Origin of the sequence: Curtobacterium sp. MCSS17_016, from assembly GCF_003234255.2 — a bacterium.
Taxonomy (GTDB): Bacteria; Actinomycetota; Actinomycetes; order Actinomycetales; family Microbacteriaceae; genus Curtobacterium; species Curtobacterium flaccumfaciens.
Genome location: NZ_CP126255.1, coordinates 127,674 through 148,898, shown reverse-complemented (window position 1 = coordinate 148,898; position 21,225 = coordinate 127,674). Strand labels below are relative to the sequence as shown.

Genomic DNA, 21,225 nt, shown 5'->3' with positions numbered 1-21,225 from the left:
GACAGACGTCCAGCCCCAGAAGGGGCTCGGTGGCAGAACGAGGACAAGCGGCCCGCGCTCATTCAACGGGGGAAGCGGTCAGCGTCCGCTGCGCTTGAATCTCAGCTGATCATCGCGCAAGCATCTTGACCCAGTGACTCACTGACGAGCTCGAACCGTTCCCACAGTCCCGCCCACGTTCCCGTCCAACGGGTCGTCACCGGGTCGTCATCGACGTGGTTCACGGACACGTGGTGCGACCGATAGTTGATGCTGCGGACCTGCAGCGGCCCGTCGTGCTCGCCGGTGCGGTCGCGGAGGAGCGCCCCGCGGACCGGTTCCGGAGACGTGTCCGCAGCCGCTGCGGCGTGCAGTTCGCGGAGGAGCGCGGCGGCTTTCATGCTGCCGTGCGTCGGTGTCGGGAGCTGTTCCGCTTCGGCTGGTACATGAACCAGGCTCCGAACACGACGCTGTGGAAGACGCCGAATGTAGCCGTGGTCCAGAAGCTGCTCATGCCTGCGGAATGCACGCTGATCTGCGCGGCGTACGCGACGATGGTGAGCACGGCGAGGGTGAGGTTGAACCAGAGACGACGGTGGACGATGGCGTGCAGGACGTTGATGGTCGTGGTCATGTCCGCCCTATGCACGGTGGGTGCCGGCAGCTGGGCCGTCAGAAGCTGGCGCCGCTGTCGCTGAACGACGAGCCGGAGTCGTAGCTGCTGTGCGACGAGCCGTGGTCGTACGACGAGTGGCTGTACGACGAACCGTGGTCGTACGACGAGTGCGCGGATGGGGAGTGGTGGCTGCTGTCCGTGTGGGAACGGTGCGGCGCCGAATCGAAGACGGTCAGCAGCGAGCTGAGAAGCGTGTTGCCGTCGTCACCGCGGGTGCTGCGCTGCGCGTCCGCCTTCCGGGCTTCGACTGAGCGCCGACCGACTTCACGTGCTGCCCGGGCGGTGCGCTGCCGGTCACGGAACCGCTGCGTCAGAGACGGCTTGCCGGCGTTCGTCGGCGCGAGCGCGGCGGCGATGGCGCTTCGAACGTCGTCCGCTTCCGCGAGCGCGCCCTGCGCACCGCTGCGAAGGATGCGGAACACGATGTAGGCGACTCCCGCGAAGACCACGACAACGGCGACGGCTGCCACTGCTGCATCCGTCGGCCCGTATGTGGTCAGGGCGACGCCGGCGACGGCTGCCGCGGCGAGGATCAGCAGCGTCGGGAGAGTGAGGCTCAGCGCTGTGCACCACTTCGCGATGCGGCCCAGGTGCTGCACTCGAGCGCGAAGCGCGGTCAGGTCGGTCACGGTCGATTCTCCTTGTTGTTGCGGGCGTTGCGGAGCATCGCTTGAGTGATGAGGTCTTGCCCTTCCGGGGTCAGCCGGTAGTGGGTCGGGTCGCCCTTCTTGTTCCGCTCCTGCACGGTCGCGAGCTTCTTCCGGTACAGCTCGGGAACGGTCGGCACATGACCGGGCGGGAAGTCGTCGAGGGTGACCATGCCGGCCCTATGCGAGACCGCGCCGACCAGCGGGTCGTCCGCGCATAGAGTCAGCACCAGCCCCGACAGGAAGCGACAAGCTCATGCCGACGACCACGTTCCAGAAGACCATCACCGTCGAAGCGCTGCCGCTTGCGGACGCCACTGACCAGGAGGTCACCGAGTTCCTCGAGGGAACCGGGTGGACGCTGTTCCGCGGCGGCACGGACACGGTCGTCCTGCACGAGGTCGGGAAGGAGCCGGCGTCGTCCACTCGCAGCATGAGCTCCGGTAGCCGGAGTCGCCTGGTGAAGGTCGACGGTGTCCTCCGTCCCCGCCTCATCCTCGACGTGTCGTGGGAGCGGGAGTTCGGCGGCCAGTAGGCGTCAGTTCGACGGGACCGGTCGGTTCGGCTGCGGCGGGTTCAACGCGCCGCGGAAGCCTTCCTCGTCGATGTCCTCCTCGCGGTACTTCCTGCCGGTCGCTGGGACGAGGAACGCTACGGCGCCGGCCTTGTCCGCGACGACGACGAACACTTCCTCGGTCCGCTGCCCGTTCCGCCGAGCGATGAACGTCGTTCCGGGTGCCAACTCGTCGAGGCCGAGGTACTCGTCAGCCATGAAGTAGTCGAGGAGCCGTGCGGCCATGGTGCCCTCACCGTCGCGGTACCCGGCCACGAAGGTTCCCGGTCGTCCCGGGGAGCAAGGGCGGAGCAGGGTCGCGCACTGCTCGACGTGCTCGTTCCACGCGATGCTCGACCGGGCGTTCGCTGTCCTGTCGTGGAGCTCACCGCCGACCTTCCAGGAACGGATCTCCTCCTCGAGGAGACGCCGTTCCGCCTGAGACGGGATGACGATGGGCCCGTCATCCTCGGGGAGAAGGTCGGTGGGGCGGAGCACAGGCGGGAGCCGCCGCTCAACCGCTGTCGATGTGGTGTCGGTCATGTGAGGCCTATGCCGTCGATGCCGGTTCAGCGGGTCAGCGCGGTGGCGGCGAAGGCGAGGACGGTGCCGAGCAGCGCTACCTGCCCGAACACGGGGTCATGCCCGGTGAGGAGCTGCCAGACGAGCACCCCGGCGCTGACGAGGGCGCAGCAACCGATGACGGCGGCCGGCGCAGAGAGCCACGCGAACTTCGATGGACGGGACTTGGTGCTGGCGTTGGCTGTCATGTCGACGTCTATGCGACGTCGAACCCGTCAGCGTGCCGCTTCGCCTTATTGATGGCTGCCCGCCAACCCCACACGGACGTCCGCTTCCCGATGTAACCCGGGTCGAGGTGTTTCTCCTGCCCGGCGTCGGCCGGCGCCACGTTTCCGGTGACTGTGAGGCCACCTTCGGTGAAGACCTCCACCCCAGTCAGCGCTCGCCGAAGGGGTGCAGCGATGGCGACGTCGTCGGCGGTCGGCATGTGATGTCCGCGCCAGTCGAGCAACCCGATGATGAAGTAGGAACGCTTCCGCGGGGCGAGCTCGACCACTTGCAGGCACGCCCAAGAGCCGGTGTCGCTCTCGACGGGGATGATGTCGCCGACGGTGAGCGCTGTCGCGGACCGCGGCGTGAACGGGTACGTCTGCCGCCTGCTCGCCCCCATGCGGGGAACGCTACCGGGTGGTGCTGACGGCGGCCGCGGCCCGGTCCCGGCGTTCCACTGCAGCCCAGTGGTTCCGGCGCGCTCGGGGGAGCGCGACGTGCTCGGCGTACAGGTGCCGGCGGGAGGCGCCGGTGAGGAATCGGGTCCGCCACGTCGCGGAGTGCCCGCTGTCCACGAACGCCTTCGCAGCTTCGTCGTGCTGCGCACGAAGCTCGAGGACATCAGCTTCCGCGGCGGCGAGGGCCCGGTCGAGGGTGTCGAGGTACCCCTCAGCCCATCGGAGCCGGTCGTTCGCAGTCGCTGTCATCGGTTCGTCTCGTACGGCGGGACGACGACGTCGCGGATGGTGGTCACGTCGATGTCGTACGCGTTCAGACCGGTCCCGACCTCGTTGACGAAGTGGAATGCCCCACCGGTACGCATGAGCCGCTGTGGCCCGGTGAGGCGGCGGCCTCTGGCGTCGGCAGTGAGGACCGTGCCGAACTGCATGGTCTTCACCTGTTCGATGCCCGCTTCGAGTGCGGTGGGGCTGTCTTAAGAACCTGCGTAGCCCTGAGATGGCGCGGCTATCGCGGCGGTTGAACCAGTCCGTATCCCCTCACGACCCCGACCGTATCCTCTGGCGCGGGCGGCACCCAGACGACGGTGTCCTGACCGGGCATTTTCTGTACCAGTTCGGAGGGTGCATGACTGCCGCGACGTCGACCCAGACGCACCGCATGAGCCTCAACCGTGAGCGATCACGCCCGCTCCGCACCGGTCGGGGTCCTCGGCCCGTGCCGGGCGTTCACTCGTCCTAGCGGACCAGTGACAATTGACGAGATGTCAATGGCCGCAACGGTCGTAACCAGTCCCTCAGGGCTCGCAGCGTGCGCCACGCCCCTCATGCCCATGGTCGGCGCTACGTCGGCGAGGCGGACGCTGCGGGAAGCATCCGCAGCGTCAGAGCACCTACACAACGAACGGACACGACGGCATCGTCAAACTGCGCCGAGTCGACACGAGCAGCTTCCGCTTCTCGGTGCTGCTCGTCTTCGATCGGTCCACTCCGACACGAGACATCAACGCAGCCAAGCGCCACGTCAAGGACCTACTCGATGGCCGACGTCATGGTCTCGAACGGAACTAGGAAGCAGAGCGCTACGCCTTCGAGTCGTCCAATTCGTCCGCTGTGAGATCTTCGGGAATCATCTCCGCGTACTCCTCCCGGATGAACGCCAACCCCTCTGCAAGTGACGGGTCGAACTCGAGCGAGCTCGTCACGAAATCCAAGCGACGTTTGTTCTCAGCGATGATGTCGCTCCATCGACGGACGTAGGCACGCACAGCGGGTCGGCCCGGCTTCTGCTCGGGCTCGAGCACGAGACCGACCTCGCGGTTGTCGCTCTTGAACGAGTTCTCGATCACTTCGTCGTAGTCAGTCACGGCGAGGATGAAATCCCACCTCGCGCGCTCGCTGGCAAAGGCCGGCGTGCTCACGACGACGTTGACGTAGTCCTCGATCTGGTCGCGCTCCTTGCGCCCGGCGACAACGTCGGGTGCCTTCAGCTCGACCACGAGATGCCGAACGCGGTCGTGCTCCTGAGACTTGGCTGCCACGTGCAGATCGACGCGACCCGACTTGCCGTCCCAGCGCTTGACTGGCTCGACCTTGCCGTTCGGAAGGCCTTCGAGCTGGAGGTGCGTGCGCAGCATCTGCGTCAGGCCCCGCTCACTGTTCATGAAGTGGTATTCCTCGCCGAAGATCCAGAGCTCGTGCTCGAGGATCTTGTGGAGGTGGTCGCGCTCGCCGACCTTCTTCGAGTCCTCCGGATCGAACAGCAGGTGCTCGAGGCCGGCTAGGAACTTGCGTCGGCTCGCGGTGAGGGAGGTGGTCATGGCTGTCCTATGCGCGGTGTGGCGCGGAAGCCGGTCTGGCTACTCACCGCTGTCGAACGGTGCGTCACTGCCGATGGTGTGGAGGATGAGCTTCCCGGACAGCAGCGGCCATCCACCGGTGCGACGCTCCTGCGACAGTTCCGCGACACGGACGAGTGCTGCCTTCGGGTCGCCGTCCGCGATAGCGGTCACAGTGTCGAACTTCGCCGCTGTCTCCGTGAGGAGCCGTTCCGTGTCGAGGAGCGCGGACGCGAGCCCAGACGGCAGGTTGTGTCCGCCGGTGCGCCAGTCGCGGAGCTCCCGGGCGCGCACGTGGAGGGAAGCAGCGGTCAGTGCGAACGTGGTCACGATGGTCCTATCCGCGGACGATGTCGTCTTCGGGGAAGTCCGGGTCGATCTCCTCCTCGGAGACGTACTGCTCGTCGCCGAGGAGGATGGCTCGGAGCCGGGTCAGACGTTCCTCGGCGGTGAGGTCTGCAGGGCCGCCGTCGGCGATGGGTCGGGTGTAGTACTCCGCCATCGCGACGACGAAGGAGGCGTCCTCGAACGCATCAGCGAGGTCCGGGATGGCGTCCCCGATCAGGACGAAGGTGTTCTCGTCGCGGAGATGGTCTGCGAGGTGGTTGTACTCCTGGGCACGGTTCCGCATGGGCTGCTCCTGACGGTCTGATGCGGTGGTCGTCCGCTCCTATGCCGTGCGCCGCGACTCAGACCGGCTGACCCCAACGCCGTACCGGTACAGCGCTTCATGCTTCGCCTGCAGGTGGTGGAGGGCGTGCCGGGCCTGCGGCTCCCCGCAGCCGGTGGTCTCCCGCACCCGGGCGATGAACACCTCGAGCGGGATGGTGCCGGTTGCAGGGAGCACATCCCGCGCGGCGTCGAGCGCTTCCATGAAAGCTCCGTGCTCGGCGGCGGTGAGGTCCTGGAACTCTGCCTGCTCGGGGATGCCGATGCGGGTCATCGCCGGAGCATCCCGTCGGTGTCTGCGAGGTCAGCGGCGACGGCGTTCCGGAGCTCCTCGCCAACGAGGACCGCGGTGTACTCGCGGGGTGCGGTTCGGAACACTGCGCCGGGCTCACCGTCAATGGTGAGTACCGCGACGCACTCGTTCGGGCCGTAGTTGTCCCGGCCGAACGCGCCGCCGGCGAACCCGAGGAGTTCCCCGACCGTGGTGACGTCATGCGGCGGCTCCTGGCCGGCGGCCGCGGCTTCCGTGACGTTGGCGCGTTCCTCTGCCCGCAATCGTGCGCGGCGCTCGTCGTGGAGCATCTTGAGGAAGAACGCCGGGTTGCTGCGGATCTCGAGTTCGGCGACCGCCGTGCCACCCTTGGTGATGGCGGTGCGGAACTCGTCGACGAGGCGCATATCGTTCGGCGTTGCCGGCCCGCCCCTCATCGATTGGTCCGGTCAGTCGTTCCACTGAGGAGTGCGGCCACTCGGCCGTGCAACGCTTGCAGGTACTCGCCGACCGGGGTGCTGTCACCGGCGTTGACCCAGAGCCCGTCGAGGTCGTCGCGAACCTCCTCGAGCGCGGCTCGCAGTCGGTACGCCTCCGATGCGGGGGTGGGGGCCGGCTGCGGGATGACGTAGGTGTCCGTCGCCTCGTCGTGGACGGCAGTGTCGCCGATGACGGTGTTGAGGTCCGATTCGCCGTACAGCCTTTCGGCGATGGCGTCCCGGGCGACCGCGTCGTGTATCGCTTCGGGAAGCGTGTGAGCGAGCAGTTCCCAGTCACCGACTCCGGTGACGAAGAACTCCCGGCTGATGGCTGGGTGCACCCGTTCAGTGCGGAGGGACACTGGGATGCGGACGACGATGTGCCCGGACTCGTCTCCGCGGAGCGAGGTTGCGATGGTCATGCGGGGAGGTCTCCTGCCTGCGCGTACGTGCCAGTCGGGCGGATGGTCCGCTCGCGGTTTCGCCGGCCGTCTACTTCGACCGTGTGCTCGCCGGTGATGGTGAGGAACTCGACGGCGCCGCGGATCCTGACGAGTTGCCGGCTGCCGTCGCCGCGGCTGACCGCGTCCGCTGCGTCGTCGAGCGTTGAGAAGTGGAGGACACCGTTCTGCAGCCAGCCGAACGCTGCCGCTTCGGGTGCGAGTCGTTCAGCGAGCTCCGCCCGCATCGCAGGCTTGTCACGCTCAGGGATGTCGGGGGAGTCAATGAACTCCTGTAGGGCGTCATCGGTGCACATCGACTGCTTACGCGTCATGGGTGTGTTCCTTCGTTCGGAGGGAGGCGAGCATCCGGTCAGCGGCGATCGCCGGCGATTGGAAGTCGTAGATGGGTGGGATGCCCTCGGGGATACGGAACAGGTCCCAGTGCTCGGCCCGGTAGTGGTTGGACACCTGCCCGGTTGGGAGGGTCGCGACGACGATGAACCAGCCGCCGCCGAAGCACGGCTCCCCATCGGCGTGGGTCCACGACTTCACGACCGGGTGCGTGTCGGCGGCCGCCCACGCGTTCACCGCGAACGCGTTGTAGAGCATGCGGTACTGGTAGAGCTCGTCGAGGGTGTGATGTTCGTCTCGCGGGTTCACGGTGAGGTCGTCGACGACGGCCTGAAGGCGGAGGACTTCGGCCTCCGCGGCGACGGCGCGGTCCACCCAGTGCGTCACAGCCCGGCCCGGTCCAGAGCCGCGTCGACCGCCGCGCGGGCGTCCTCGACCATCCGGCTGGCGATGTCCGACACGTCAAACGTGGGGCCCTCGGTCGTGGGGACGGCGACCGGGAAGCGCCCGCCGCGAGCAGGGTTGCCCGTGCGCAGCAGCTCGAGTGCGGCTGCACGGGGCGTTGGGAGCGTCATGCCGTCCCTATGCGGTTGCGTGGCTGCTGGCGGCCCCGCGCCGCTTCCACCCGGTCACCGCGGCTCCCGACGGCACCCGGTTGGTGAACCGGTGCGTCGGGTACTCCGCGTCGCCGTCGAAGCAGTAGAGGGGGTCGTCGGTGCGTTGGGACGCGCGGATGGCTGCCTGCGACTCGCCGCAGAGACCGCAGGCGACGTCGTCTCCGTTGCCGGTCACTTCGGGAGTTCCTTCCGGAGCTGCTTCAACGCCTTCGGGACCCCGTCGCGGTGCGCCTGGTCGAGGAAGTCCGCCATCCGGTCCGCGTATGTCTCTGGGTACAGGCGTCGCTCCGCACGGTGCGCGTCGATGAACGCCACGATGGCGGCCCGGGCGACGTCACGGTCGAGGGCGACCGGCGCGGGGTCGGCGACTGCTTCGGGTTCGTTCTGCTCGGTCACGTGGCGGTGTCCTGGTTCGGGTTGAGGATGCGGTCCAGCCGTCCCATGACGACGGCGGCGGTGTCGAACGGGGTCGGGTTTGGGTACCCGGCGCGGAGGTCCGCGAGGAGGAACCGCACCTGCTCGAGCTGCTCGTCCGCCGACGGGGACGGGGCTGTGGCGATGATGCGCTGACCTGCGGCGTCGTAGTCGGTGTCGCCGACGCTGATGCGGAGCAGCTTCTGCCCGCCGCCAGGGTTGATGTAACCGAAGTAGTCCAGCGCCTTGAGCGCGATGCTGTCACGGTCAAGTGGTGCAGGACCGGTCGTCGTGGACTGGTGCTCCGTCTCGTAAACGAGCCGCGTCGTCAGCGTCTCCCGCTCGGTCACCGGGGACTCTCCTCGGGCAAGCAGACGGCGAGCTGCACCCCATCGAGGGCGGCAGATGCCTCAGCGGCGCCGCGGGCGAAGGTCAGAACCCCACGGACGGTGTCGATGTCAGCCTGCACGGCAGCGCGGCCTTCCGCCGGCACGGAGTCGAGCGCCTGCGAACCGAGTTCCGTCAACGCATCCCACGCCTCACGGACCTTCGCGACGGTCATCGGTGCGGTCATCGCACGTCCTCCCGCGGCGGCGCCGGCTTCGTGATGAGGGTGTCCACCCACGCTTCGTACCGGGCGATGTCGCGGACGACGAGGCCGTTGTCCTGGTCGACGTAGAACTCACGGTTCCCGTGCTCGGGCTTCCCGTACTCGTAGTCCCGAAAACCGGTCGTCATCTCGTGGACGACGTAGTCGCGGGTGGAGTCACGGTGCTCGGCGATGGCAGGGTCGTAGATGCGGATGTGCATGCTGGGCCTATGCGCGGATCCCAGCGCGAGGGGCTACCGACGTTTGAACAGCGCCCGGATGGGGTGCGCCTCATCCTCTCTACGTGCGGCGTCCGCGGCACGCCGCACGCTGGTGATGGTCGCGACGCCGTACCGGCGGAATCGGTCGGCGAGGCTCGTCGCGGACATGGTCATCGCGCCGTGGGAGCGGAGGATGCCGTCGAGGATCCGCGCTTCACGGGTGAGGTACTCCGGCCAGTGCTCGTCCGCACCGTACCGGTCGGTGAGCAGTGTGCGGACGATCGCTGCAGCGTCAGCGGCGGACGGCGCCGGCCACTGCGCTTCGATGAGATTCGGGTTCTCCGGCTGGAACACCCGTACGTGGTGCGGTCCGAACTGTCGGCTCCTGGCATGCAACCCGACTTCGATGCGGGCAGCGTCGGGGGTGTTCGTTGTCCAGAACGTCATCGGTGCGTCGATGGGGACGGGCTTCGTGGTGTCCTCATCGGCAATGCGGTTGAACCGCGCTTGTGACCCGAACTCGTTGCCGTCGCTGTCTGCGTCACCGTGCCACGTACCGGTCCACCACCGGTACGCATCCGTGCCGAGCTGGACGAGGTGATAGCCGCGAACGTAGGTCGTGGTCAGGTTCTCATCGACGACGGGGCGCCGGTCTTCGTCGAGGCTGAAGAACGCAATGCCGCGCGGGTAGGTGAGGACGGGGCCGAGGAGGGTGCTCTCCATCGCGGTGATGAGCTCTCCGACGTTCAGCCCCAAACGGTTCGGCCGTCCGCCGAGATTTGAGTTGCGGAGCGCCTGACTGATGGCCCGGCCATCAAGTTGGTTCCCCCGGTCGAGGTCAAGCACCTGCTGATTGGCCTGCGCATTCTCGACGGACCGGCGGTGCCGGTCGCTCATGTCACTGAACCGCAGGTCACTGGTGGGGTGCCGTTCCGGGATGATGTGCACGAACGCTGCTTCGTACTTCGCCGACCCAGGGATCCGTGCCCACAGCTGGTCGGTGCGACCAGCACGTCCGTCGATGACTGTCTGGAACAGGTCATCGAGCGCCTTGTCCTCCGGGTCCCACCAGCCCAGGCGATGGATGTTCGTCCACCGGCCGAGGTCGTCGTCGTACCGCGGCACGGACTGGAGCACCAGCTTTGCGGGGCGGCGGTGCTGCTCGAAGGTGGAACCGTCCGGGTCCGACTGCCATGTGGCGAAGAACGAGATCTGCTGCGGCACGCCGTGCTGCGCGACATGTTCGTCGAGGGCGTCCGCGAACGCGGCACCCCACCTCGGCGCTTCGACGACCCGCATCGCCGTGTCACCGTCGAGGGTGAACACGTTGTCACTTCGCATCGTCGAAGACTCCCGTTTCCTTCGCGACGCCGTCGGCGACGTCGAACACTGCTCGGCCGCGCTGCGCAACGGTCAACATCAGCCGCCGACGGCGACCCTGCAAGTCGTCGAACGCAGCCGCAGCATCCGGGAACCCCAACTCGTTCGCTACCTGGTCTGGGACGGCATGACGTGCCAGTCGTTCCAGCTGCTGTTCGACGCCTCGGATCTGATGAAGGACGCCTTCGCGGGACCACTTGTGCGGGTTGCCGGCAGCCCACCGCTGCTCCCATGCGCGGGCCGCGACGTCAGGTACTCGCGCGCCCCCGACCAGTGCCCTCAGGAAGCTGGACCGGTGCACCATGCGAAGGGCTCGCCGGTGCAGCTCAGCGAGAACTTCGGGCTCGCCGACCGCGTGCTCCTCATACCAGCGGGAGAAGGCGTCGAAGGTGGCCTTCGAGCGGTATCGCTGCGATAGGTCGCGGAGCGACGTGATCGTGTCGGCTACGAACTGCCAATCAGTGCCGTCTCGTACCTTCTCAGCGAGACGCTGACGTGATTCGGCGAGACGTTGCAGGTCCGCAGGGTCGACGGTGGTCAGCTGTTCCACGACGTGATCGAACGCCAGGTCCGGACGGACGGAAGCGATCATGGTCTGGGTGGTGCGCTCGCCCTCGTAGAGCTCAGTGAGGAGGTAGCGACGGACCGACGACTCGAACTGCTCCGTGTCCGCGAGGATGTCCTCCCAGGTTCGCTGCTCTCGTGGGGGTGCTTCCACTGGGAAGATGGGTGGGAAGGCGGACGGATCCGCTTCGAACGCTTCTTGGGCGGCGAGGTGAGAACGGAAGTGTTGCCCGTCGTCCCACCCCCGAGGACAGCCGGACGGGCAGGCTTCCGGCCCCGTTGGTCCGATGTGGAAGCGTGCTCGCTTCGGTGCCGGCATCTGTGCCCCCTGGTCGACGTGTTGAGACTCTATCGGCTGTGCGTTGCCGCGTTGCCGCGTTGCGTGTCAGTGGAGTCCGCCGGCTTCCGCATCGTCGATGACCTGCTGGATGTTGCGCAGGTCGAGAGTGGTGGTGATGACGTTCGCGATCGCGAGGAAGAGCACACCGCCGGCGACGTACCGGAACAGCTTCCCGAGCAGCGCAGGGTCATCGATGACGAAGCCGAGAACCGCCGCCGAGACGGCGATGATGCCGAGAGCGATGGTCACCACGATGCGACGCTGCCGGTAGTAGCTGCGGTCTGCGGATGCGTCCTGGATGACGTCGATGGTGTTGCGGTGCACGCCGAGGCCTATGCGTCGACGCTGATGCGAGCGGGAGAGGTCAGCCCTTCCCGGCGTGCTCGTTGAGCCATTTCAGCGGGTCGACCCATTGTCCGTGGACGGAGATGCCGAGGTGTAGGTGCGGGCCGGTGGAGTTTCCGGTGGAGCCGACTTCTGCGAAGGTCTCGCCGAACTCGACCTTGTCGCCGACGTGCACGTCGATGGTGCCGGTGGCGATGTGGCCGTACACCGTCTCGAACTGCATGCCGTCGATGTCTGATTCGATGACGACGGCTTGGCCGTACCCGTAGTAGGTGCCGGCGACGGTGACCTTTCCGGCGGCGATTGCGTGGATGGGCGTGCCGTACTCGGGGGCGAAGTCGATGCCGTCGTGGAAGGTGGAGCAGAAGGAGCAGTTCGTGACCTGTCGGGCTCCGAACGATGACGAGATGGGAGCCCCTTCTGGGAAGGGCCAGCCGATGGGGCCGGGGGATGCAGCGTCGTACTCGTAGGTCTTCCCGTCTTCGCCGGCGCCGGCGACGTTCACTGCGGTCCGGGTCGGCGTGGTCGTGCTCGTCGTTGACGGCGACGCGGTTGCTGATGGCGCCGGTGTTGCGGACGCGGTCGGTGTCGGCTTGGGGGTGGTCACGTCGTAGTTGTCGCGCGCTGTCGTGACCGGACGTACGTCTCCGACGGTCAGCTGCTGGGTGGAGCGCGTGATGCGCACCCAAGCGTCGGTGGAGGTGCCCGCTGACGCGACGTAGTCGTCTGGGTAGCGGAACGGTGCAGCGCTCGCGGCCGTGATGGGGGATCCCATGGTGACGACGAGGCCGGCGACTCCTGCGAGCACGCCGGCGTGGCGAAGGCGGGGGAACCGGAGCATCATCACGAGGCGGTTCCCCGCTCATGCTGGGCGAGAACGTGTTCCGACTCGGCGACGGTGAGATTCATCCGCGTGAGCAGGTGCTGAAGGCTGTCACGCTTCGTCAGGAGGTGCTCGAGGTGGCTCTCCGCGGCGGTGTGCCGCAGTTCGAGGACCTCAGCGGTGAGGAACCCGGCGATGCAGGGGGCACCGACGCAGCCGAGCGCGATGAGTGCTTGCCACGTGCCGGTGACGGTCAGCTGTCCGTTTCGGTCGAGGGTCCAGAGGATCGCGGCGATGGTGGTCATGGTTGCGACGGCGAACACCCCGGGGATGAACCGCTTCGCGTGGCGGGCTCGGCGGATGGAGTGGCCCTGCCGGGTGATGTCGCGGTCGAGGGACGCCAGGGCGCTCTGCTGCTCGTCGCGGGTGGCGTGCGCGGTGGTGACGAGGCCGCGGGCGGCGCGGAGGTTCACGTTCATGTCGGAGTGCATGCCTTCTTCTGTGCTGCGACGCTCCGACCGGCCGTCGACGGTTCCCGTGGGACGGTGGCGGACCACTCGTTTCAGCGCTGTTTCGCAGCCTTGAGGCGAGATGCAGCGTTGTCGAAGGCTGCCTCCGCGTCGCGGATGGCGGCCGCTGCTGCCCGTCGGGCCTCGGACGCTTCGTGCAGCTCAACGAGGTGCTTGCGGATAGTCCGGCGACGGCTGCGGAGCGTCCGCTGTGCGTCGACGATGAGCCCGGCGGTGACGACTGCGATGAGGCCGACGGACGGGCCGACGACGAGCCAGTACTGCCGGGTCAGGGTGTCAGCCCCGATCAGGGCGAGGAGCGCGAAAGGAAGATGCGCGACGACGAGCAGCATGAGGGGGAACAGCACGGAAAGGCGTACGGCGCGGGATGCTGCCCGGTCGGCGAGGGCTGCAGTGTGCTGTGCGCGGGCGACGTGTTCTGCGGTGGACGCAGACAGCAGCCGCTGCCGTGCCGCTCGTACGTCGCGTCGGGCCGCGTCCAGGTCCGCCCCTGCGTTGCGGATGGTGTGCCGGCGGGTGCGGACGATCGCTGCTTGGTTCCGACGGTGAGCACGAGCACGCGGGGAGAAGAACATGATGTCTCTGTGCTAGGACGACGTCACTGGCTGGGTACTCGTGTCAGTTGGTGGGTCGCTTCCTCGCCCAGTAGCCGTCGGTGGCGTCCTCGAGACGCTTCTCCGCGTCGCGGACCGCGATGTCACTGAGGTTCACCGCGGACCGGGCGTTCATCGTCTCGTGCCGCAGCCGTGCCACGCGGGCGGATGCGACCTGGAACACGACGGCGCCAACTGTGATGGGTCCGCCGATGGCGAGGAGGGTGAGCGCGCCGACGTGCAGTGTTCCGCCGGGAAGGACGGACGTCAGCAGCAGGCCGATGATGACCGCAGCGATCGCTGCTCCCACCGCGGTGAACGGTGTCATCGCCTGCACGGTGGACCACGTCCGGAGCTGACCCTGCACGGCGTGAAGGTCATGTGCTGCGTTGCCGGCGGCTTCGACGGCGTCTCGTTGCCGCACCCGAAGAGCTTCAACGTCCGACGCGTGGCGAAGGATGGACTGGTACTCAGCGGTGGCGTTCACGACGAGCCCTATCCGCGGAGTGGCTGAGCTGCTCGATGTCTTCGATGGCGAGCACCGCCAGCAGGCGAGACGTCACCGGACCACGTTCTTGTCGAGGACGACGATGCCGCCTGCAGCCATCTGCTCGGGGGTCGTGTTCGACACGAGCTCATGCCAACGCGCCGCCCAGTCGCGACGAGCAGTCGCTGCGGGGAGTTCACCGCGCAGTTCACGGAGGCGCTTGTACGCGTATGCCGCGTCGATACGGGCGTCAGCGCGAGCGGAGAGCTGCGTGCCGAACGCGATGAGGGCGCCGGCGCCGACGAGGGACGGCAGGATGACTGCGCCGGCAGTGTCATCGGTCCAGCCGTGGACGTGCACGAGGTGGAGCCCGATGGCCAGTGCGGTCCCGACGGCGGCGAGGACGACGAGGGAGCTGCGGGTTCGGCGGAGCCAGGACCGCTGCACGGTGAGGCGAGCGTCGAGGTAGTCGGCACGGTTGCTGCGGATCCGCCAGGTGATGTTATCCACCTCGCTCTGCGCTCGGCGGAGCTCGCGGATGGTGACAGTCGGCGTCGTGATGTCTCGGGTCATGCGGCGTCCTATGCCGGGCGCAGCACGACGGGCGGGCTGCTACCGGGGGAACCCGAGGGATTCGCAGTCGGCCCACTGCTCGGGCCGGCGTTCAGCGAGCCACGCGGTGAACTCCTGGTACCCGCGGTACCCGGTGAAGACCATGAACAGCTTCTTCCGCCGTTCGTTCCAGCCGGTGAGGCTGTAGAACGTCGGCCCGCCGTTGGATTGCGAACCGAATCTGAGCACGGCGATGTCGTCCGCGTTGACGCGACGGAACTTCCCGAGGCCGACACGCACGTCGAGGTGCTGGTCGTACCCATGAACCCGGGAGCCGTCGAGTGCTGCTGCGAGCAGCAGGCACAGCAGCCCAGTACCACCGAAGAAGAACAGGAAGAACCCGAAGCTCGCCCACCCGTCGGGCTCCCCGGACAGGACATCGGAGAGACCGCCGATGACAGCTGTGGCGATGAATCCCCACCCCATGACTTGCCACATCAGAACCTGCCATCGCGGACGCCGTGCGACGAACAACGGCTTCGCCGCCGTCTTCGTCGCTGTGCCACCCCACGAGTTGATGCTGTCGCTCATCGTTTCCCCCTCCAGCCGACGACGGTACCGGACAGCACGGTCACTCGTGCCGATGCGGCCGAACGGTCAGCGGCCGACAGGTTCGACGTACTCGACTCCGGGGAGGAGAGCCTCCACCCATGTTCCCGCCTGACGGGCGGCTTGCGCCTATGCGCGGGCAGCCCTGCGGTCGAGGAGCACCGCGACGATGTGCGTGATGCAGCCGACGATGAGGGCGCAGTGGGAGACCGCGGCGAGTGGCTTCGAGATGAGTTCCGTCGATGCCAGCATCAACCCGACCAGGGCGTATCCGCCGGCGATGGTGCACGCCCGGACCCAGGAGAGGGTGAGCAGCAGTGGGGTCTGCGGTGCGGCTGCTGCCGCCGCGACCTTGAACAGGTACGCGAACGCGGCGCCGACCAGCAGCGTCGGGAGGAGCCCAAACGCCCCAAACAGCAGGGCGAGCGCAGCGGCTTCCCACCCGAGCGCGCCGGCACCCCACGCGAGGGCGTCGAGGGTGAGGAAAAGCACCCCGGGAAGCAGTTCGACAGTGAGGATGTTCGCGCTGTGCTGACGGTCAGCCGTGTTCGTGGTCATGTTCCGGCCTATGCGCGGGCCGTTCCGGCAGCGGGGCGCCGCTACATCCCTCGCCGCGCTCTGCACTCTGCAGCGTCAGGCGGCGCGTCAGCGTCACCGGGACTCCCTCACCCAGTCTCACCTCTCTTGAGAACTGACAGCAGCAGACCGCATGACGTGACGTAGGAAGCCCCACCACAGCGTGAGCTCCCCGCACGCGAGGCACAGCCGGCATAGGCGCCGGCATGGGAACGAACCGAAAAGCACCCCGCCCGCGGAAACCAGCACCAGGCCGCTCACTGCTCGAACTGCACCCCGACATCGCGGCAGATTGGCACCCGACGAAAAACGGTGATGTTGGCCCGGGAGATGTCTCGTCAGGGTCAGGCTTCTACGCCGCATGGCGGTGCGCCAAGTGCGGTCACGAATGGCCGACCACAGTCTCAGCCCGCTCCATCGGCCGAGGATGCAGGCCCTGCGCCAGCGTCAAAATCGGCAGAGCACGGTCCACACCGACCCCGGGGAAGTCCCTCGCCGACGTCTACCCTGACGTCGCCGCGGAGTGGCACCCCAGCCGCAACGGTGACCTCCGCCCGCAGGATGTGAAGCCGGCAGCAGGGACCGAGGTTGTTTGGTTGTGCGGCACCTGCTCTCACGAGTGGCCGGCGCCGGTGAACAACCGCACTCGAGGAACCGGGTGCTCGAAATGTGCTGAGAAGGACCGAGCACGAAAGCAAGCCACACCAGCTCCCGGTGAGTCCCTTGCTGACCTCCGCCCCGATGTCGCCGCTGACTGGCACCCAACGAAGAACGGCGACGTCACCCCCTGGGCAGTCAACGTCGGTTCGGTGTTCCGGGCGGAGTGGCGGTGCCACGTCTGCGGCCACGAGTGGCCCAGCGTTGTCGGCAGCCGCACCCGCCCCCGAGGCAGCGGATGCTCCGAATGCGCGAAACTGCGCATCGGCGCGAGCCGGTCCACACCGAAAGCAGGGGAGTCGCTGCAGGACCTCTTCCCCAATCTGGCGAAGGAGTGGCACCCGACGAAGAACGGCGACCTGATGCCGTCAATGGTGAAGCCAGGGGCACGGAACCGGGTCAACTGGGTGTGCAGTGCTTGCGGGTACGAGTGGCCGACACGGGTGAACGACCGTGCGAAGACACCCGTCGGCGGCTGCCCCACCTGCGCCGAGTACGGCTTCAACGCGGCAGCCCCGGCTGTCGTCTACTTCCTGCACCACCCGGACCTTGACGCGCACAAGGTCGGTATCGCCGGGGAAGGCTCAGGACGCCTGTCGAAGTTCGTCCGTGCTGGTTGGACAGTCGTCCACAGCCGCCAGTTCGCCACCGGGGCTGCAGCCCGTTCCGTCGAGAAGGCTGTCCACACCTGGTGGCGGGACGACCTGAACCTGCCGGTGTGGCTTGCCGCCGCCGACATGAGCGGCCTCCGAGGCCACACGGAGACCATCGCTGCGACGGAGCTGTCCGAGTTCGAAATCATCAGCCGCATCGCCGCCGAAGCCAGCCGGGTTGCAACGCTGGAGCGAGAGGCCGACTGCGTGCTCGCCGCATAGCCACTGCTGGCCGACGCCGCTTTCGCGTCGGCGGCTCACGTCGTGGAACAGGAACATCGCCTTGCCCGTCACCGCTGCTGGAATCGCTGCAGAACAGGCGGAGCTCGACGCCGCTTCCCGTCTCCTCACCGCCGTGCACGCCGCCGTCATCGAACACGCGCCGGTCAAGCCGAGCCTGCTGCCGGCACTGCTCATTACGCACCCGGACACGACCGAACGCACCGTTCGGGAAGCCATCTGGCAGCTCCTCGACAACGACGTGATCCGCCTCGACGACAACCTCGCCCTCATCCTCCCCGGCAGTCTCACGGGCCTGTGAACCATCAGCCGCGATGCCGCGCACACGCAGTGCATGCGTACCCTGCGGTGCATGGCTCATCCGATGACGGTTGCGCACCTGTTCCTCGACGAACCCCAGCAGTGGGGTCTTCGCGGCGACCCGTGGCTGTGGCGGGCGATGCGGGACCGCCTCGAAGACGTTCCGCTGCCGACTGACGTCACCGCGATGATGGCACTGCTCGAGGAGGCGTTCGCCGCGGAGACCGGCGTCGAGCTCGCCGACGCGGAAGCGCCAGTCTTCGTGGAACGGTTCGCGCATGGTGGGATGTCGTCCGGGCGTGTGGACCCCGCCTGGTGGCGTGACACCGGCTTCCGCCGCCTCCTGAAGCGGTGGACGGCAGCCGTCTCCCGCTGACCGCGCATAGGGACGGTGTCTCACCCCACCGAAGGAGCCCGACCATGCCCGACGTCAGCCTTGTCCCCATCGTCAAACAGATCCGCATCGCCACCGGTTGTGCCCTCGCCGAGGCGAAGGCCGCAGCACAGGCCGCTGTCGCTGCAGGCCTCGGCATGCCGGGCCTCACCCGGGAGAGCCTCGAACGTGCGCTCGACAATGCGGGCGTCCTCCTGCCGACGTTCATCCCGGACGCAGCGGCGAGGCTCCTCGCACTGTTCCCTGACACCACCGACGTCGGCTCCGACCCGGTCGGGAACCTGCGCGTCTGGCTCCACGAGGCCACCCGCCTCGGCGACCACGCCCTCGTGCCGCTGCCCGGGGAGACCGGCGGGGCGCAGCTCACCGTCCTCGACCTTCGCCGCCTCCTCGAACAGATCGAGGGGTAGCGTCCGGCCGGCAGACGGGGCTCTCCGCCGCATCTGCGGAAGCGTGCGCCTCTTTCCCTTCCGCCGCCGCCAGTCTGACCGCGGCGCAACGGACCCGATCCTCGTCATCGCCGCCATCGCGGTGTCGCTCGTCCTCCTCGTCGGCGGTTCATTCACCGTCTCCGGCGTCATCGCAAACGCGAAGAACGCGAATGCGAAGAACGACCTCGCCCTCATCGCAACAGCAGAAGCCGCGACGCAAGCCGACGGATCTTCCTACCTCGCATGGGGGATCACCGCGGCCGGCGTTGTCTCCGGTGACACGAACCTCAACGGCGACCGACTCGACAAGTCGAAGGTCGGCTTCACCACCACCCCGGGCGTCGCCATCAACGTCAACGCCAACACCGACGGCTGGGTCGCCGCCGCCACCTCCAGCACCGGCGCGAAGTTCTTCCGCTCCAGCAAGCAATCGACGATCTTCACCGGCAGCATCCCCGCCTCCGCCTACGCCGCGGGTCTCACTGACCCGAGCTCCCCAGCGCCGTACAACGCAGCAGTGGAATGCCCGCCGCTGCCGTACGACACGTACACGGCGCAGGTGTACACGGACCAATACGCCGGCGCAGTCATCGCGGCCACCGCATCGACATTGACCATCCGCGTGAACCTCACCGGATCCGCCCTCTGCCAATGGGCTGTCGCTGCGAACCTCAACCTCGCTGGCGACTCAGTGGTCAGCAACCGCATGACGGACACCGGGAAGTACAGCGCCCACTACCTCGATCACAACTACGCAACTCAGGACCTGAACGCCACCGGGATGCGCGTGGACATCGTGGCGGCCGGCACGGCGTTGAGCGCACAGCGCACCGTGACCATCACCGTCAACCTCGCCAACGTCGCGCCGGCAGCATCAGCGTCCGAACTCGCGTACGACGCTGACAACTACAACTCGTTCTTCGAGTTCGTCTCCCCACGAACGGGGAAGACGTTCACCTTCAGCCACGACGGCCAGTTCATGCTCTACTGACGCGCGGCTGGCGGCTGGCGGCGGTCGCGCGGCTGTCGGCCGCGGCTTGTGCGCGGAGGGCGAACAGACGACAGGTGTGTCTCACTCCGCGGCGGCCGCACGTAAGATGGGAGTCGCCCCGGTGCGGTTCCCCCCAACGGCACCGGCGGCTGACCCCGGCGCTTCCCCCCAAGCGTCGGGGTCTTCTCGTCTCCGCACAACAGTGACATCCTCCGCGCATAGGTGATGTAGACCTCACCTCCCTGCGGAAGGATTACCTCATGTCGGACTTCTCCCTCATCCAGCGGTTGGCCCGCCAGGAGCCGATGCTTGCCGAGCACAAGACCGGCTTCGACAAGACATGGGCCCTCGACTACATGGGCTCTGCGGAGTTCGAAAACGGGGAGAGTTTCCGGTCCTTGAAGCGCATCCGCGCACACCGCGTCGAGGTGACCGTCCGCCCGCTGACCGTCGACGGTGTCACGCGCGACGTCTACTTTGTGGCGCACCCCGCCACCGGCGACGAGCAGTGGGACAAGTTCCTTGCCTGGGCAGCTGGCGGCGACTTCCTTCGCCCGTTCCGTGCCACCGCCCCGAGCCGCTTCCCGCAGGTGTTCCGCGGCGACGAGTACTCCCGCCCCACCCAGGCATGGTGGGCACTTGACACCGATGTCGCCTGGGCCCTCACTGCTGAGGACGCTCAAGCGCTGGCCGACGCGTTCAACACCCCGGCCGCGTAGCTCGGCCGCATCTGTCCACGCCGAACGTCGAAGCAGAACCCTGGGGGAGCAGACCATGACGACCAACCGTCCGACGCGCAGGCGCCCCACCGTCAACCGATACGTCGCCGCGGCGCTCGCCATCGCCATCCTTGGCGTCACCATCGGCGCACTCATCGCTACGCACGTCGTGCTCACCGGCCACCCCAACGCGATGGACGGATGGGGAACGGCAGGCGCCGCGGCGCTCATCCTGGCAGGCCTCACCGCCGCCGCCCTCGCCGCACTCACCCTGCCCCGCCGCTCATAGGACACAGCAGCCCTTGCGGGGATTCGACCCCTCGAGAGGGTTCTCCTCACCAGCGTGACCAGCGTCACCAGTCAGCTCGAGTCGTCTGACACGACTCCTCGATCGGCATAGCCGAGCCGAGAGTCATTCGGCCCATCGGCAGCGATACGCTCGTCCCCGTGCACGGTGAGGGGTTCGAGCAGTTCCGGGAGACGTTCGCGAACGAAGACGGTCGCCGCCGCCTCGGCTGGTTCCTCAATGACGACACCGCTGCCGCCGTCCTCGCCGATGACGGCCGGCTTCGCACGTTCTACGAGTCCTGGCATGCGGAGCACGGCGACGGACTGGCACTGCCGGATCCTGCCGCTCAGCGGAAGGCGATGCTCGGCGGTGGGTTTCTGCTGCTCATCATCGGCCTGTTCGTCTTCATCGCTGCAAGCGGTGCTGCGGCGGCGCACACGACGACAGTCAGCGACGGTCCGTGCCGGCCGAAGCCCTATTTCGACAGCGCCATCCACTGCCCGACGACCTCAACACCGAACCATGACGCGGGCTGGGGGATTCTCGTCGGCGGGGCCGTGCTCGGCGGGGCGTCGGCGCTCACCGGGCTGGTGATGATGGCCCGCCACCCGCTCCTCCGGCCGTAGTTTGAGCCGACTTTGGGGTAGGTGCAAATTTGTCACTCTCCCCAAAGTCGCCCCAAACGCAGCCGACCCCGTCGGCGCTGTAGACCGCCGGTGCTGGCGAACCGGAGCCACGGTGTGTTCCCGGAACCA

The 21,225-nt window shown here is 67.5% G+C and carries 42 protein-coding genes; 9 read left to right on the top strand and 33 right to left on the bottom strand.

Features of this window, described 5'->3' with window-relative positions:
- Positions 1-101: 101 nt before the first annotated feature.
- Genes DEJ19_RS19315 through DEJ19_RS19300 form a run of 4 tightly spaced genes read right to left on the bottom strand, consistent with a single transcriptional unit; the run spans position 102 to position 1,475 of the window.
- Positions 102-380, bottom strand: a complete 279-nt coding sequence (locus DEJ19_RS19315; RefSeq protein ID WP_111232150.1) for a hypothetical protein — start codon at positions 378-380, stop codon at positions 102-104.
- A complete protein-coding gene (locus DEJ19_RS19310; protein ID WP_111232151.1) occupies positions 377-613 on the bottom strand; it encodes a hypothetical protein in 237 nt (78 codons plus the stop codon). The genes DEJ19_RS19315 and DEJ19_RS19310 overlap by 4 nt, the downstream gene beginning before the upstream one ends.
- Positions 614-651: 38 nt before the next feature.
- Positions 652-1,284 carry a hypothetical protein gene (locus DEJ19_RS19305; protein ID WP_111232152.1) on the bottom strand — a complete coding sequence of 211 codons (633 nt, stop codon included), beginning with the start codon at positions 1,282-1,284 and terminating at the stop codon, positions 652-654.
- Positions 1,281-1,475, bottom strand: a complete 195-nt coding sequence (locus tag DEJ19_RS19300) for a hypothetical protein (protein ID WP_111232153.1) — start codon at positions 1,473-1,475, stop codon at positions 1,281-1,283. Before DEJ19_RS19300 ends, DEJ19_RS19305 begins: the two co-directional genes overlap by 4 nt.
- 83 nt (positions 1,476-1,558) lie before the next feature.
- On the opposite strand from DEJ19_RS19300, the gene DEJ19_RS19295 reads away from it, so the two are divergent.
- Positions 1,559-1,837 carry a hypothetical protein gene (locus DEJ19_RS19295; RefSeq protein ID WP_111232154.1) on the top strand — a complete coding sequence of 93 codons (279 nt, stop codon included), beginning with the start codon at positions 1,559-1,561 and terminating at the stop codon, positions 1,835-1,837.
- Positions 1,838-1,840: 3 nt separating this feature from the next.
- Here the strand turns inward: DEJ19_RS19295 and DEJ19_RS19290 are convergent, their stop codons facing one another.
- The 29 genes from DEJ19_RS19290 to DEJ19_RS19150 form a co-directional block, all read right to left on the bottom strand.
- On the bottom strand, positions 1,841-2,398 hold the full coding sequence (locus DEJ19_RS19290) for a hypothetical protein (RefSeq protein ID WP_146250532.1): 558 nt from the start codon (positions 2,396-2,398) through the stop codon (positions 1,841-1,843).
- A 26-nt stretch (positions 2,399-2,424) separates the two neighbouring features.
- Positions 2,425-2,625 carry a hypothetical protein gene (locus DEJ19_RS19285; RefSeq protein WP_111232156.1) on the bottom strand — a complete coding sequence of 67 codons (201 nt, stop codon included), beginning with the start codon at positions 2,623-2,625 and terminating at the stop codon, positions 2,425-2,427.
- An 8-nt stretch (positions 2,626-2,633) separates the two neighbouring features.
- Positions 2,634-3,047 (bottom strand): hypothetical protein, encoded by a 414-nt coding sequence (locus tag DEJ19_RS19280; protein ID WP_111232157.1) that lies wholly within the window; start codon positions 3,045-3,047, stop codon positions 2,634-2,636.
- Between the two features lie 10 nt (positions 3,048-3,057).
- On the bottom strand, positions 3,058-3,354 hold the full coding sequence (locus DEJ19_RS19275; protein ID WP_111232158.1) for a hypothetical protein: 297 nt from the start codon (positions 3,352-3,354) through the stop codon (positions 3,058-3,060).
- Positions 3,351-3,536, bottom strand: a complete 186-nt coding sequence (locus DEJ19_RS19270) for a hypothetical protein (RefSeq protein WP_146250535.1) — start codon at positions 3,534-3,536, stop codon at positions 3,351-3,353. Before DEJ19_RS19270 ends, DEJ19_RS19275 begins: the two co-directional genes overlap by 4 nt.
- A gap of 651 nt (positions 3,537-4,187) precedes the next feature.
- Positions 4,188-4,925, bottom strand: coding sequence for a hypothetical protein (locus DEJ19_RS19265; RefSeq protein WP_181441440.1), 738 nt, complete (start codon positions 4,923-4,925; stop codon positions 4,188-4,190).
- Between the two features lie 39 nt (positions 4,926-4,964).
- Positions 4,965-5,273 carry a hypothetical protein gene (locus DEJ19_RS19260; RefSeq protein WP_111232160.1) on the bottom strand — a complete coding sequence of 103 codons (309 nt, stop codon included), beginning with the start codon at positions 5,271-5,273 and terminating at the stop codon, positions 4,965-4,967.
- A gap of 7 nt (positions 5,274-5,280) precedes the next feature.
- Positions 5,281-5,574 carry a hypothetical protein gene (locus DEJ19_RS19255; RefSeq protein WP_111232161.1) on the bottom strand — a complete coding sequence of 98 codons (294 nt, stop codon included), beginning with the start codon at positions 5,572-5,574 and terminating at the stop codon, positions 5,281-5,283.
- A gap of 39 nt (positions 5,575-5,613) precedes the next feature.
- Positions 5,614-5,886, bottom strand: a complete 273-nt coding sequence (locus DEJ19_RS19250) for a hypothetical protein (RefSeq protein WP_111232162.1) — start codon at positions 5,884-5,886, stop codon at positions 5,614-5,616.
- The gene (locus DEJ19_RS19245; protein WP_111232163.1) at positions 5,883-6,290 is read right to left on the bottom strand and encodes a hypothetical protein; all 408 of its coding nucleotides are present in this window, start codon (positions 6,288-6,290) and stop codon (positions 5,883-5,885) included. Before DEJ19_RS19245 ends, DEJ19_RS19250 begins: the two co-directional genes overlap by 4 nt.
- A gap of 26 nt (positions 6,291-6,316) precedes the next feature.
- A complete protein-coding gene (locus DEJ19_RS19240) occupies positions 6,317-6,703 on the bottom strand; it encodes a hypothetical protein (protein WP_146250537.1) in 387 nt (128 codons plus the stop codon).
- Between the two features lie 77 nt (positions 6,704-6,780).
- Complete coding sequence (locus DEJ19_RS19235; RefSeq protein ID WP_111232165.1) at positions 6,781-7,137, bottom strand: hypothetical protein; 357 nt, start codon at positions 7,135-7,137, stop codon at positions 6,781-6,783.
- The gene (locus DEJ19_RS19230) at positions 7,127-7,543 is read right to left on the bottom strand and encodes a WDGH domain-containing protein (RefSeq protein ID WP_111232166.1); all 417 of its coding nucleotides are present in this window, start codon (positions 7,541-7,543) and stop codon (positions 7,127-7,129) included. Before DEJ19_RS19230 ends, DEJ19_RS19235 begins: the two co-directional genes overlap by 11 nt.
- The gene (locus DEJ19_RS19225) at positions 7,540-7,731 is read right to left on the bottom strand and encodes a hypothetical protein (RefSeq protein ID WP_111232167.1); all 192 of its coding nucleotides are present in this window, start codon (positions 7,729-7,731) and stop codon (positions 7,540-7,542) included. The genes DEJ19_RS19230 and DEJ19_RS19225 overlap by 4 nt, the downstream gene beginning before the upstream one ends.
- Before the next feature lie 7 nt (positions 7,732-7,738).
- A complete protein-coding gene (locus DEJ19_RS19220; protein ID WP_111232168.1) occupies positions 7,739-7,948 on the bottom strand; it encodes a hypothetical protein in 210 nt (69 codons plus the stop codon).
- Positions 7,945-8,169 (bottom strand): hypothetical protein, encoded by a 225-nt coding sequence (locus tag DEJ19_RS19215; protein ID WP_111232169.1) that lies wholly within the window; start codon positions 8,167-8,169, stop codon positions 7,945-7,947. The genes DEJ19_RS19220 and DEJ19_RS19215 overlap by 4 nt, the downstream gene beginning before the upstream one ends.
- Positions 8,166-8,537, bottom strand: coding sequence for a hypothetical protein (locus tag DEJ19_RS19210; RefSeq protein ID WP_111232170.1), 372 nt, complete (start codon positions 8,535-8,537; stop codon positions 8,166-8,168). Before DEJ19_RS19210 ends, DEJ19_RS19215 begins: the two co-directional genes overlap by 4 nt.
- A complete protein-coding gene (locus tag DEJ19_RS19205; protein WP_111232171.1) occupies positions 8,534-8,761 on the bottom strand; it encodes a hypothetical protein in 228 nt (75 codons plus the stop codon). The genes DEJ19_RS19210 and DEJ19_RS19205 overlap by 4 nt, the downstream gene beginning before the upstream one ends.
- Complete coding sequence (locus DEJ19_RS19200; RefSeq protein ID WP_111232172.1) at positions 8,758-8,997, bottom strand: hypothetical protein; 240 nt, start codon at positions 8,995-8,997, stop codon at positions 8,758-8,760. Before DEJ19_RS19200 ends, DEJ19_RS19205 begins: the two co-directional genes overlap by 4 nt.
- A gap of 33 nt (positions 8,998-9,030) precedes the next feature.
- Positions 9,031-10,338 carry a hypothetical protein gene (locus DEJ19_RS19195; RefSeq protein WP_111232173.1) on the bottom strand — a complete coding sequence of 436 codons (1,308 nt, stop codon included), beginning with the start codon at positions 10,336-10,338 and terminating at the stop codon, positions 9,031-9,033.
- Entirely contained in the window at positions 10,328-11,260 is a 933-nt protein-coding gene (locus tag DEJ19_RS19190) for a hypothetical protein (RefSeq protein ID WP_181441441.1), read from the bottom strand. Before DEJ19_RS19190 ends, DEJ19_RS19195 begins: the two co-directional genes overlap by 11 nt.
- Before the next feature lie 66 nt (positions 11,261-11,326).
- The gene (locus DEJ19_RS19185; protein ID WP_111232175.1) at positions 11,327-11,605 is read right to left on the bottom strand and encodes a hypothetical protein; all 279 of its coding nucleotides are present in this window, start codon (positions 11,603-11,605) and stop codon (positions 11,327-11,329) included.
- Positions 11,606-11,645: 40 nt separating this feature from the next.
- Positions 11,646-12,470, bottom strand: a complete 825-nt coding sequence (locus DEJ19_RS19180; protein ID WP_111232176.1) for a M23 family metallopeptidase — start codon at positions 12,468-12,470, stop codon at positions 11,646-11,648.
- A complete protein-coding gene (locus DEJ19_RS19175) occupies positions 12,470-12,940 on the bottom strand; it encodes a hypothetical protein (RefSeq protein WP_146250539.1) in 471 nt (156 codons plus the stop codon). The genes DEJ19_RS19180 and DEJ19_RS19175 overlap by 1 nt, the downstream gene beginning before the upstream one ends.
- Positions 12,941-13,011: 71 nt before the next feature.
- Positions 13,012-13,554 (bottom strand): hypothetical protein, encoded by a 543-nt coding sequence (locus DEJ19_RS19170; RefSeq protein WP_111232178.1) that lies wholly within the window; start codon positions 13,552-13,554, stop codon positions 13,012-13,014.
- 43 nt (positions 13,555-13,597) lie between these two features.
- Complete coding sequence (locus DEJ19_RS19165) at positions 13,598-14,059, bottom strand: hypothetical protein (protein WP_146250541.1); 462 nt, start codon at positions 14,057-14,059, stop codon at positions 13,598-13,600.
- 72 nt (positions 14,060-14,131) lie between these two features.
- Complete coding sequence (locus DEJ19_RS19160) at positions 14,132-14,632, bottom strand: hypothetical protein (RefSeq protein ID WP_111232180.1); 501 nt, start codon at positions 14,630-14,632, stop codon at positions 14,132-14,134.
- Between the two features lie 39 nt (positions 14,633-14,671).
- Positions 14,672-15,202 (bottom strand): hypothetical protein, encoded by a 531-nt coding sequence (locus DEJ19_RS19155; RefSeq protein ID WP_111232181.1) that lies wholly within the window; start codon positions 15,200-15,202, stop codon positions 14,672-14,674.
- A 147-nt stretch (positions 15,203-15,349) separates the two neighbouring features.
- Positions 15,350-15,778 (bottom strand): hypothetical protein, encoded by a 429-nt coding sequence (locus tag DEJ19_RS19150; protein WP_111232182.1) that lies wholly within the window; start codon positions 15,776-15,778, stop codon positions 15,350-15,352.
- Positions 15,779-16,002: 224 nt separating this feature from the next.
- On the opposite strand from DEJ19_RS19150, the gene DEJ19_RS19145 reads away from it, so the two are divergent.
- The 8 genes from DEJ19_RS19145 (at position 16,003) to DEJ19_RS19110 (ending at position 21,096) form a co-directional block, all read left to right on the top strand.
- Positions 16,003-17,328: a zinc-ribbon domain-containing protein gene (locus DEJ19_RS19145; protein WP_111232183.1), complete on the top strand. Its 1,326-nt coding sequence runs from the start codon at positions 16,003-16,005 to the stop codon at positions 17,326-17,328.
- A 61-nt stretch (positions 17,329-17,389) separates the two neighbouring features.
- The gene (locus tag DEJ19_RS19140) at positions 17,390-17,647 is read left to right on the top strand and encodes a hypothetical protein (RefSeq protein ID WP_111232184.1); all 258 of its coding nucleotides are present in this window, start codon (positions 17,390-17,392) and stop codon (positions 17,645-17,647) included.
- Between the two features lie 51 nt (positions 17,648-17,698).
- The gene (locus DEJ19_RS19135; RefSeq protein WP_146250543.1) at positions 17,699-18,022 is read left to right on the top strand and encodes a hypothetical protein; all 324 of its coding nucleotides are present in this window, start codon (positions 17,699-17,701) and stop codon (positions 18,020-18,022) included.
- Positions 18,023-18,066: 44 nt separating this feature from the next.
- The gene (locus DEJ19_RS19130; RefSeq protein ID WP_111232186.1) at positions 18,067-18,450 is read left to right on the top strand and encodes a hypothetical protein; all 384 of its coding nucleotides are present in this window, start codon (positions 18,067-18,069) and stop codon (positions 18,448-18,450) included.
- Positions 18,451-18,493: 43 nt separating this feature from the next.
- The gene (locus DEJ19_RS19125; protein ID WP_111232187.1) at positions 18,494-19,462 is read left to right on the top strand and encodes a hypothetical protein; all 969 of its coding nucleotides are present in this window, start codon (positions 18,494-18,496) and stop codon (positions 19,460-19,462) included.
- A 260-nt stretch (positions 19,463-19,722) separates the two neighbouring features.
- A complete protein-coding gene (locus DEJ19_RS19120; RefSeq protein WP_111232188.1) occupies positions 19,723-20,181 on the top strand; it encodes a hypothetical protein in 459 nt (152 codons plus the stop codon).
- Between the two features lie 55 nt (positions 20,182-20,236).
- Positions 20,237-20,470: a hypothetical protein gene (locus tag DEJ19_RS19115; protein WP_111232189.1), complete on the top strand. Its 234-nt coding sequence runs from the start codon at positions 20,237-20,239 to the stop codon at positions 20,468-20,470.
- A 158-nt stretch (positions 20,471-20,628) separates the two neighbouring features.
- Positions 20,629-21,096 carry a hypothetical protein gene (locus DEJ19_RS19110; RefSeq protein ID WP_111232190.1) on the top strand — a complete coding sequence of 156 codons (468 nt, stop codon included), beginning with the start codon at positions 20,629-20,631 and terminating at the stop codon, positions 21,094-21,096.
- Positions 21,097-21,225 lie beyond the last annotated feature (129 nt).

Coding starts and splice junctions, on each gene's coding strand:
- DEJ19_RS19295 (WP_111232154.1), top strand. CDS start 1,559: ATGCCGACGACCACGTTCCAGAAGACCATCACCGTCGAAGCGCTGCCG.
- DEJ19_RS19115 (WP_111232189.1), top strand. CDS start 20,237: ATGACGACCAACCGTCCGACGCGCAGGCGCCCCACCGTCAACCGATAC.
- DEJ19_RS19225 (WP_111232167.1), bottom strand. CDS start 7,731: ATGACGCTCCCAACGCCCCGTGCAGCCGCACTCGAGCTGCTGCGCACG.
- DEJ19_RS19280 (WP_111232157.1), bottom strand. CDS start 3,047: ATGGGGGCGAGCAGGCGGCAGACGTACCCGTTCACGCCGCGGTCCGCG.
- DEJ19_RS19195 (WP_111232173.1), bottom strand. CDS start 10,338: ATGCGAAGTGACAACGTGTTCACCCTCGACGGTGACACGGCGATGCGG.
- DEJ19_RS19120 (WP_111232188.1), top strand. CDS start 19,723: ATGTCGGACTTCTCCCTCATCCAGCGGTTGGCCCGCCAGGAGCCGATG.
- DEJ19_RS19135 (WP_146250543.1), top strand. CDS start 17,699: ATGGCTCATCCGATGACGGTTGCGCACCTGTTCCTCGACGAACCCCAG.
- DEJ19_RS19170 (WP_111232178.1), bottom strand. CDS start 13,554: ATGTTCTTCTCCCCGCGTGCTCGTGCTCACCGTCGGAACCAAGCAGCG.
- DEJ19_RS19255 (WP_111232161.1), bottom strand. CDS start 5,574: ATGCGGAACCGTGCCCAGGAGTACAACCACCTCGCAGACCATCTCCGC.
- DEJ19_RS19130 (WP_111232186.1), top strand. CDS start 18,067: ATGCCCGACGTCAGCCTTGTCCCCATCGTCAAACAGATCCGCATCGCC.
- DEJ19_RS19290 (WP_146250532.1), bottom strand. CDS start 2,398: ATGACCGACACCACATCGACAGCGGTTGAGCGGCGGCTCCCGCCTGTG.
- DEJ19_RS19315 (WP_111232150.1), bottom strand. CDS start 380: ATGAAAGCCGCCGCGCTCCTCCGCGAACTGCACGCCGCAGCGGCTGCG.
- DEJ19_RS19155 (WP_111232181.1), bottom strand. CDS start 15,202: ATGAGCGACAGCATCAACTCGTGGGGTGGCACAGCGACGAAGACGGCG.
- DEJ19_RS19285 (WP_111232156.1), bottom strand. CDS start 2,625: ATGACAGCCAACGCCAGCACCAAGTCCCGTCCATCGAAGTTCGCGTGG.
- DEJ19_RS19160 (WP_111232180.1), bottom strand. CDS start 14,632: ATGACCCGAGACATCACGACGCCGACTGTCACCATCCGCGAGCTCCGC.
- DEJ19_RS19235 (WP_111232165.1), bottom strand. CDS start 7,137: ATGACGCGTAAGCAGTCGATGTGCACCGATGACGCCCTACAGGAGTTC.
- DEJ19_RS19250 (WP_111232162.1), bottom strand. CDS start 5,886: ATGACCCGCATCGGCATCCCCGAGCAGGCAGAGTTCCAGGACCTCACC.
- DEJ19_RS19205 (WP_111232171.1), bottom strand. CDS start 8,761: ATGACCGCACCGATGACCGTCGCGAAGGTCCGTGAGGCGTGGGATGCG.
- DEJ19_RS19265 (WP_181441440.1), bottom strand. CDS start 4,925: ATGACCACCTCCCTCACCGCGAGCCGACGCAAGTTCCTAGCCGGCCTC.
- DEJ19_RS19190 (WP_181441441.1), bottom strand. CDS start 11,260: ATGCCGGCACCGAAGCGAGCACGCTTCCACATCGGACCAACGGGGCCG.
- DEJ19_RS19175 (WP_146250539.1), bottom strand. CDS start 12,940: ATGCACTCCGACATGAACGTGAACCTCCGCGCCGCCCGCGGCCTCGTC.
- DEJ19_RS19310 (WP_111232151.1), bottom strand. CDS start 613: ATGACCACGACCATCAACGTCCTGCACGCCATCGTCCACCGTCGTCTC.
- DEJ19_RS19245 (WP_111232163.1), bottom strand. CDS start 6,290: ATGCGCCTCGTCGACGAGTTCCGCACCGCCATCACCAAGGGTGGCACG.
- DEJ19_RS19300 (WP_111232153.1), bottom strand. CDS start 1,475: ATGGTCACCCTCGACGACTTCCCGCCCGGTCATGTGCCGACCGTTCCC.
- DEJ19_RS19275 (WP_111232158.1), bottom strand. CDS start 3,354: ATGACAGCGACTGCGAACGACCGGCTCCGATGGGCTGAGGGGTACCTC.
- DEJ19_RS19200 (WP_111232172.1), bottom strand. CDS start 8,997: ATGCACATCCGCATCTACGACCCTGCCATCGCCGAGCACCGTGACTCC.
- DEJ19_RS19150 (WP_111232182.1), bottom strand. CDS start 15,778: ATGACCACGAACACGGCTGACCGTCAGCACAGCGCGAACATCCTCACT.
- DEJ19_RS19145 (WP_111232183.1), top strand. CDS start 16,003: ATGGGAACGAACCGAAAAGCACCCCGCCCGCGGAAACCAGCACCAGGC.
- DEJ19_RS19270 (WP_146250535.1), bottom strand. CDS start 3,536: ATGCAGTTCGGCACGGTCCTCACTGCCGACGCCAGAGGCCGCCGCCTC.
- DEJ19_RS19180 (WP_111232176.1), bottom strand. CDS start 12,470: ATGATGCTCCGGTTCCCCCGCCTTCGCCACGCCGGCGTGCTCGCAGGA.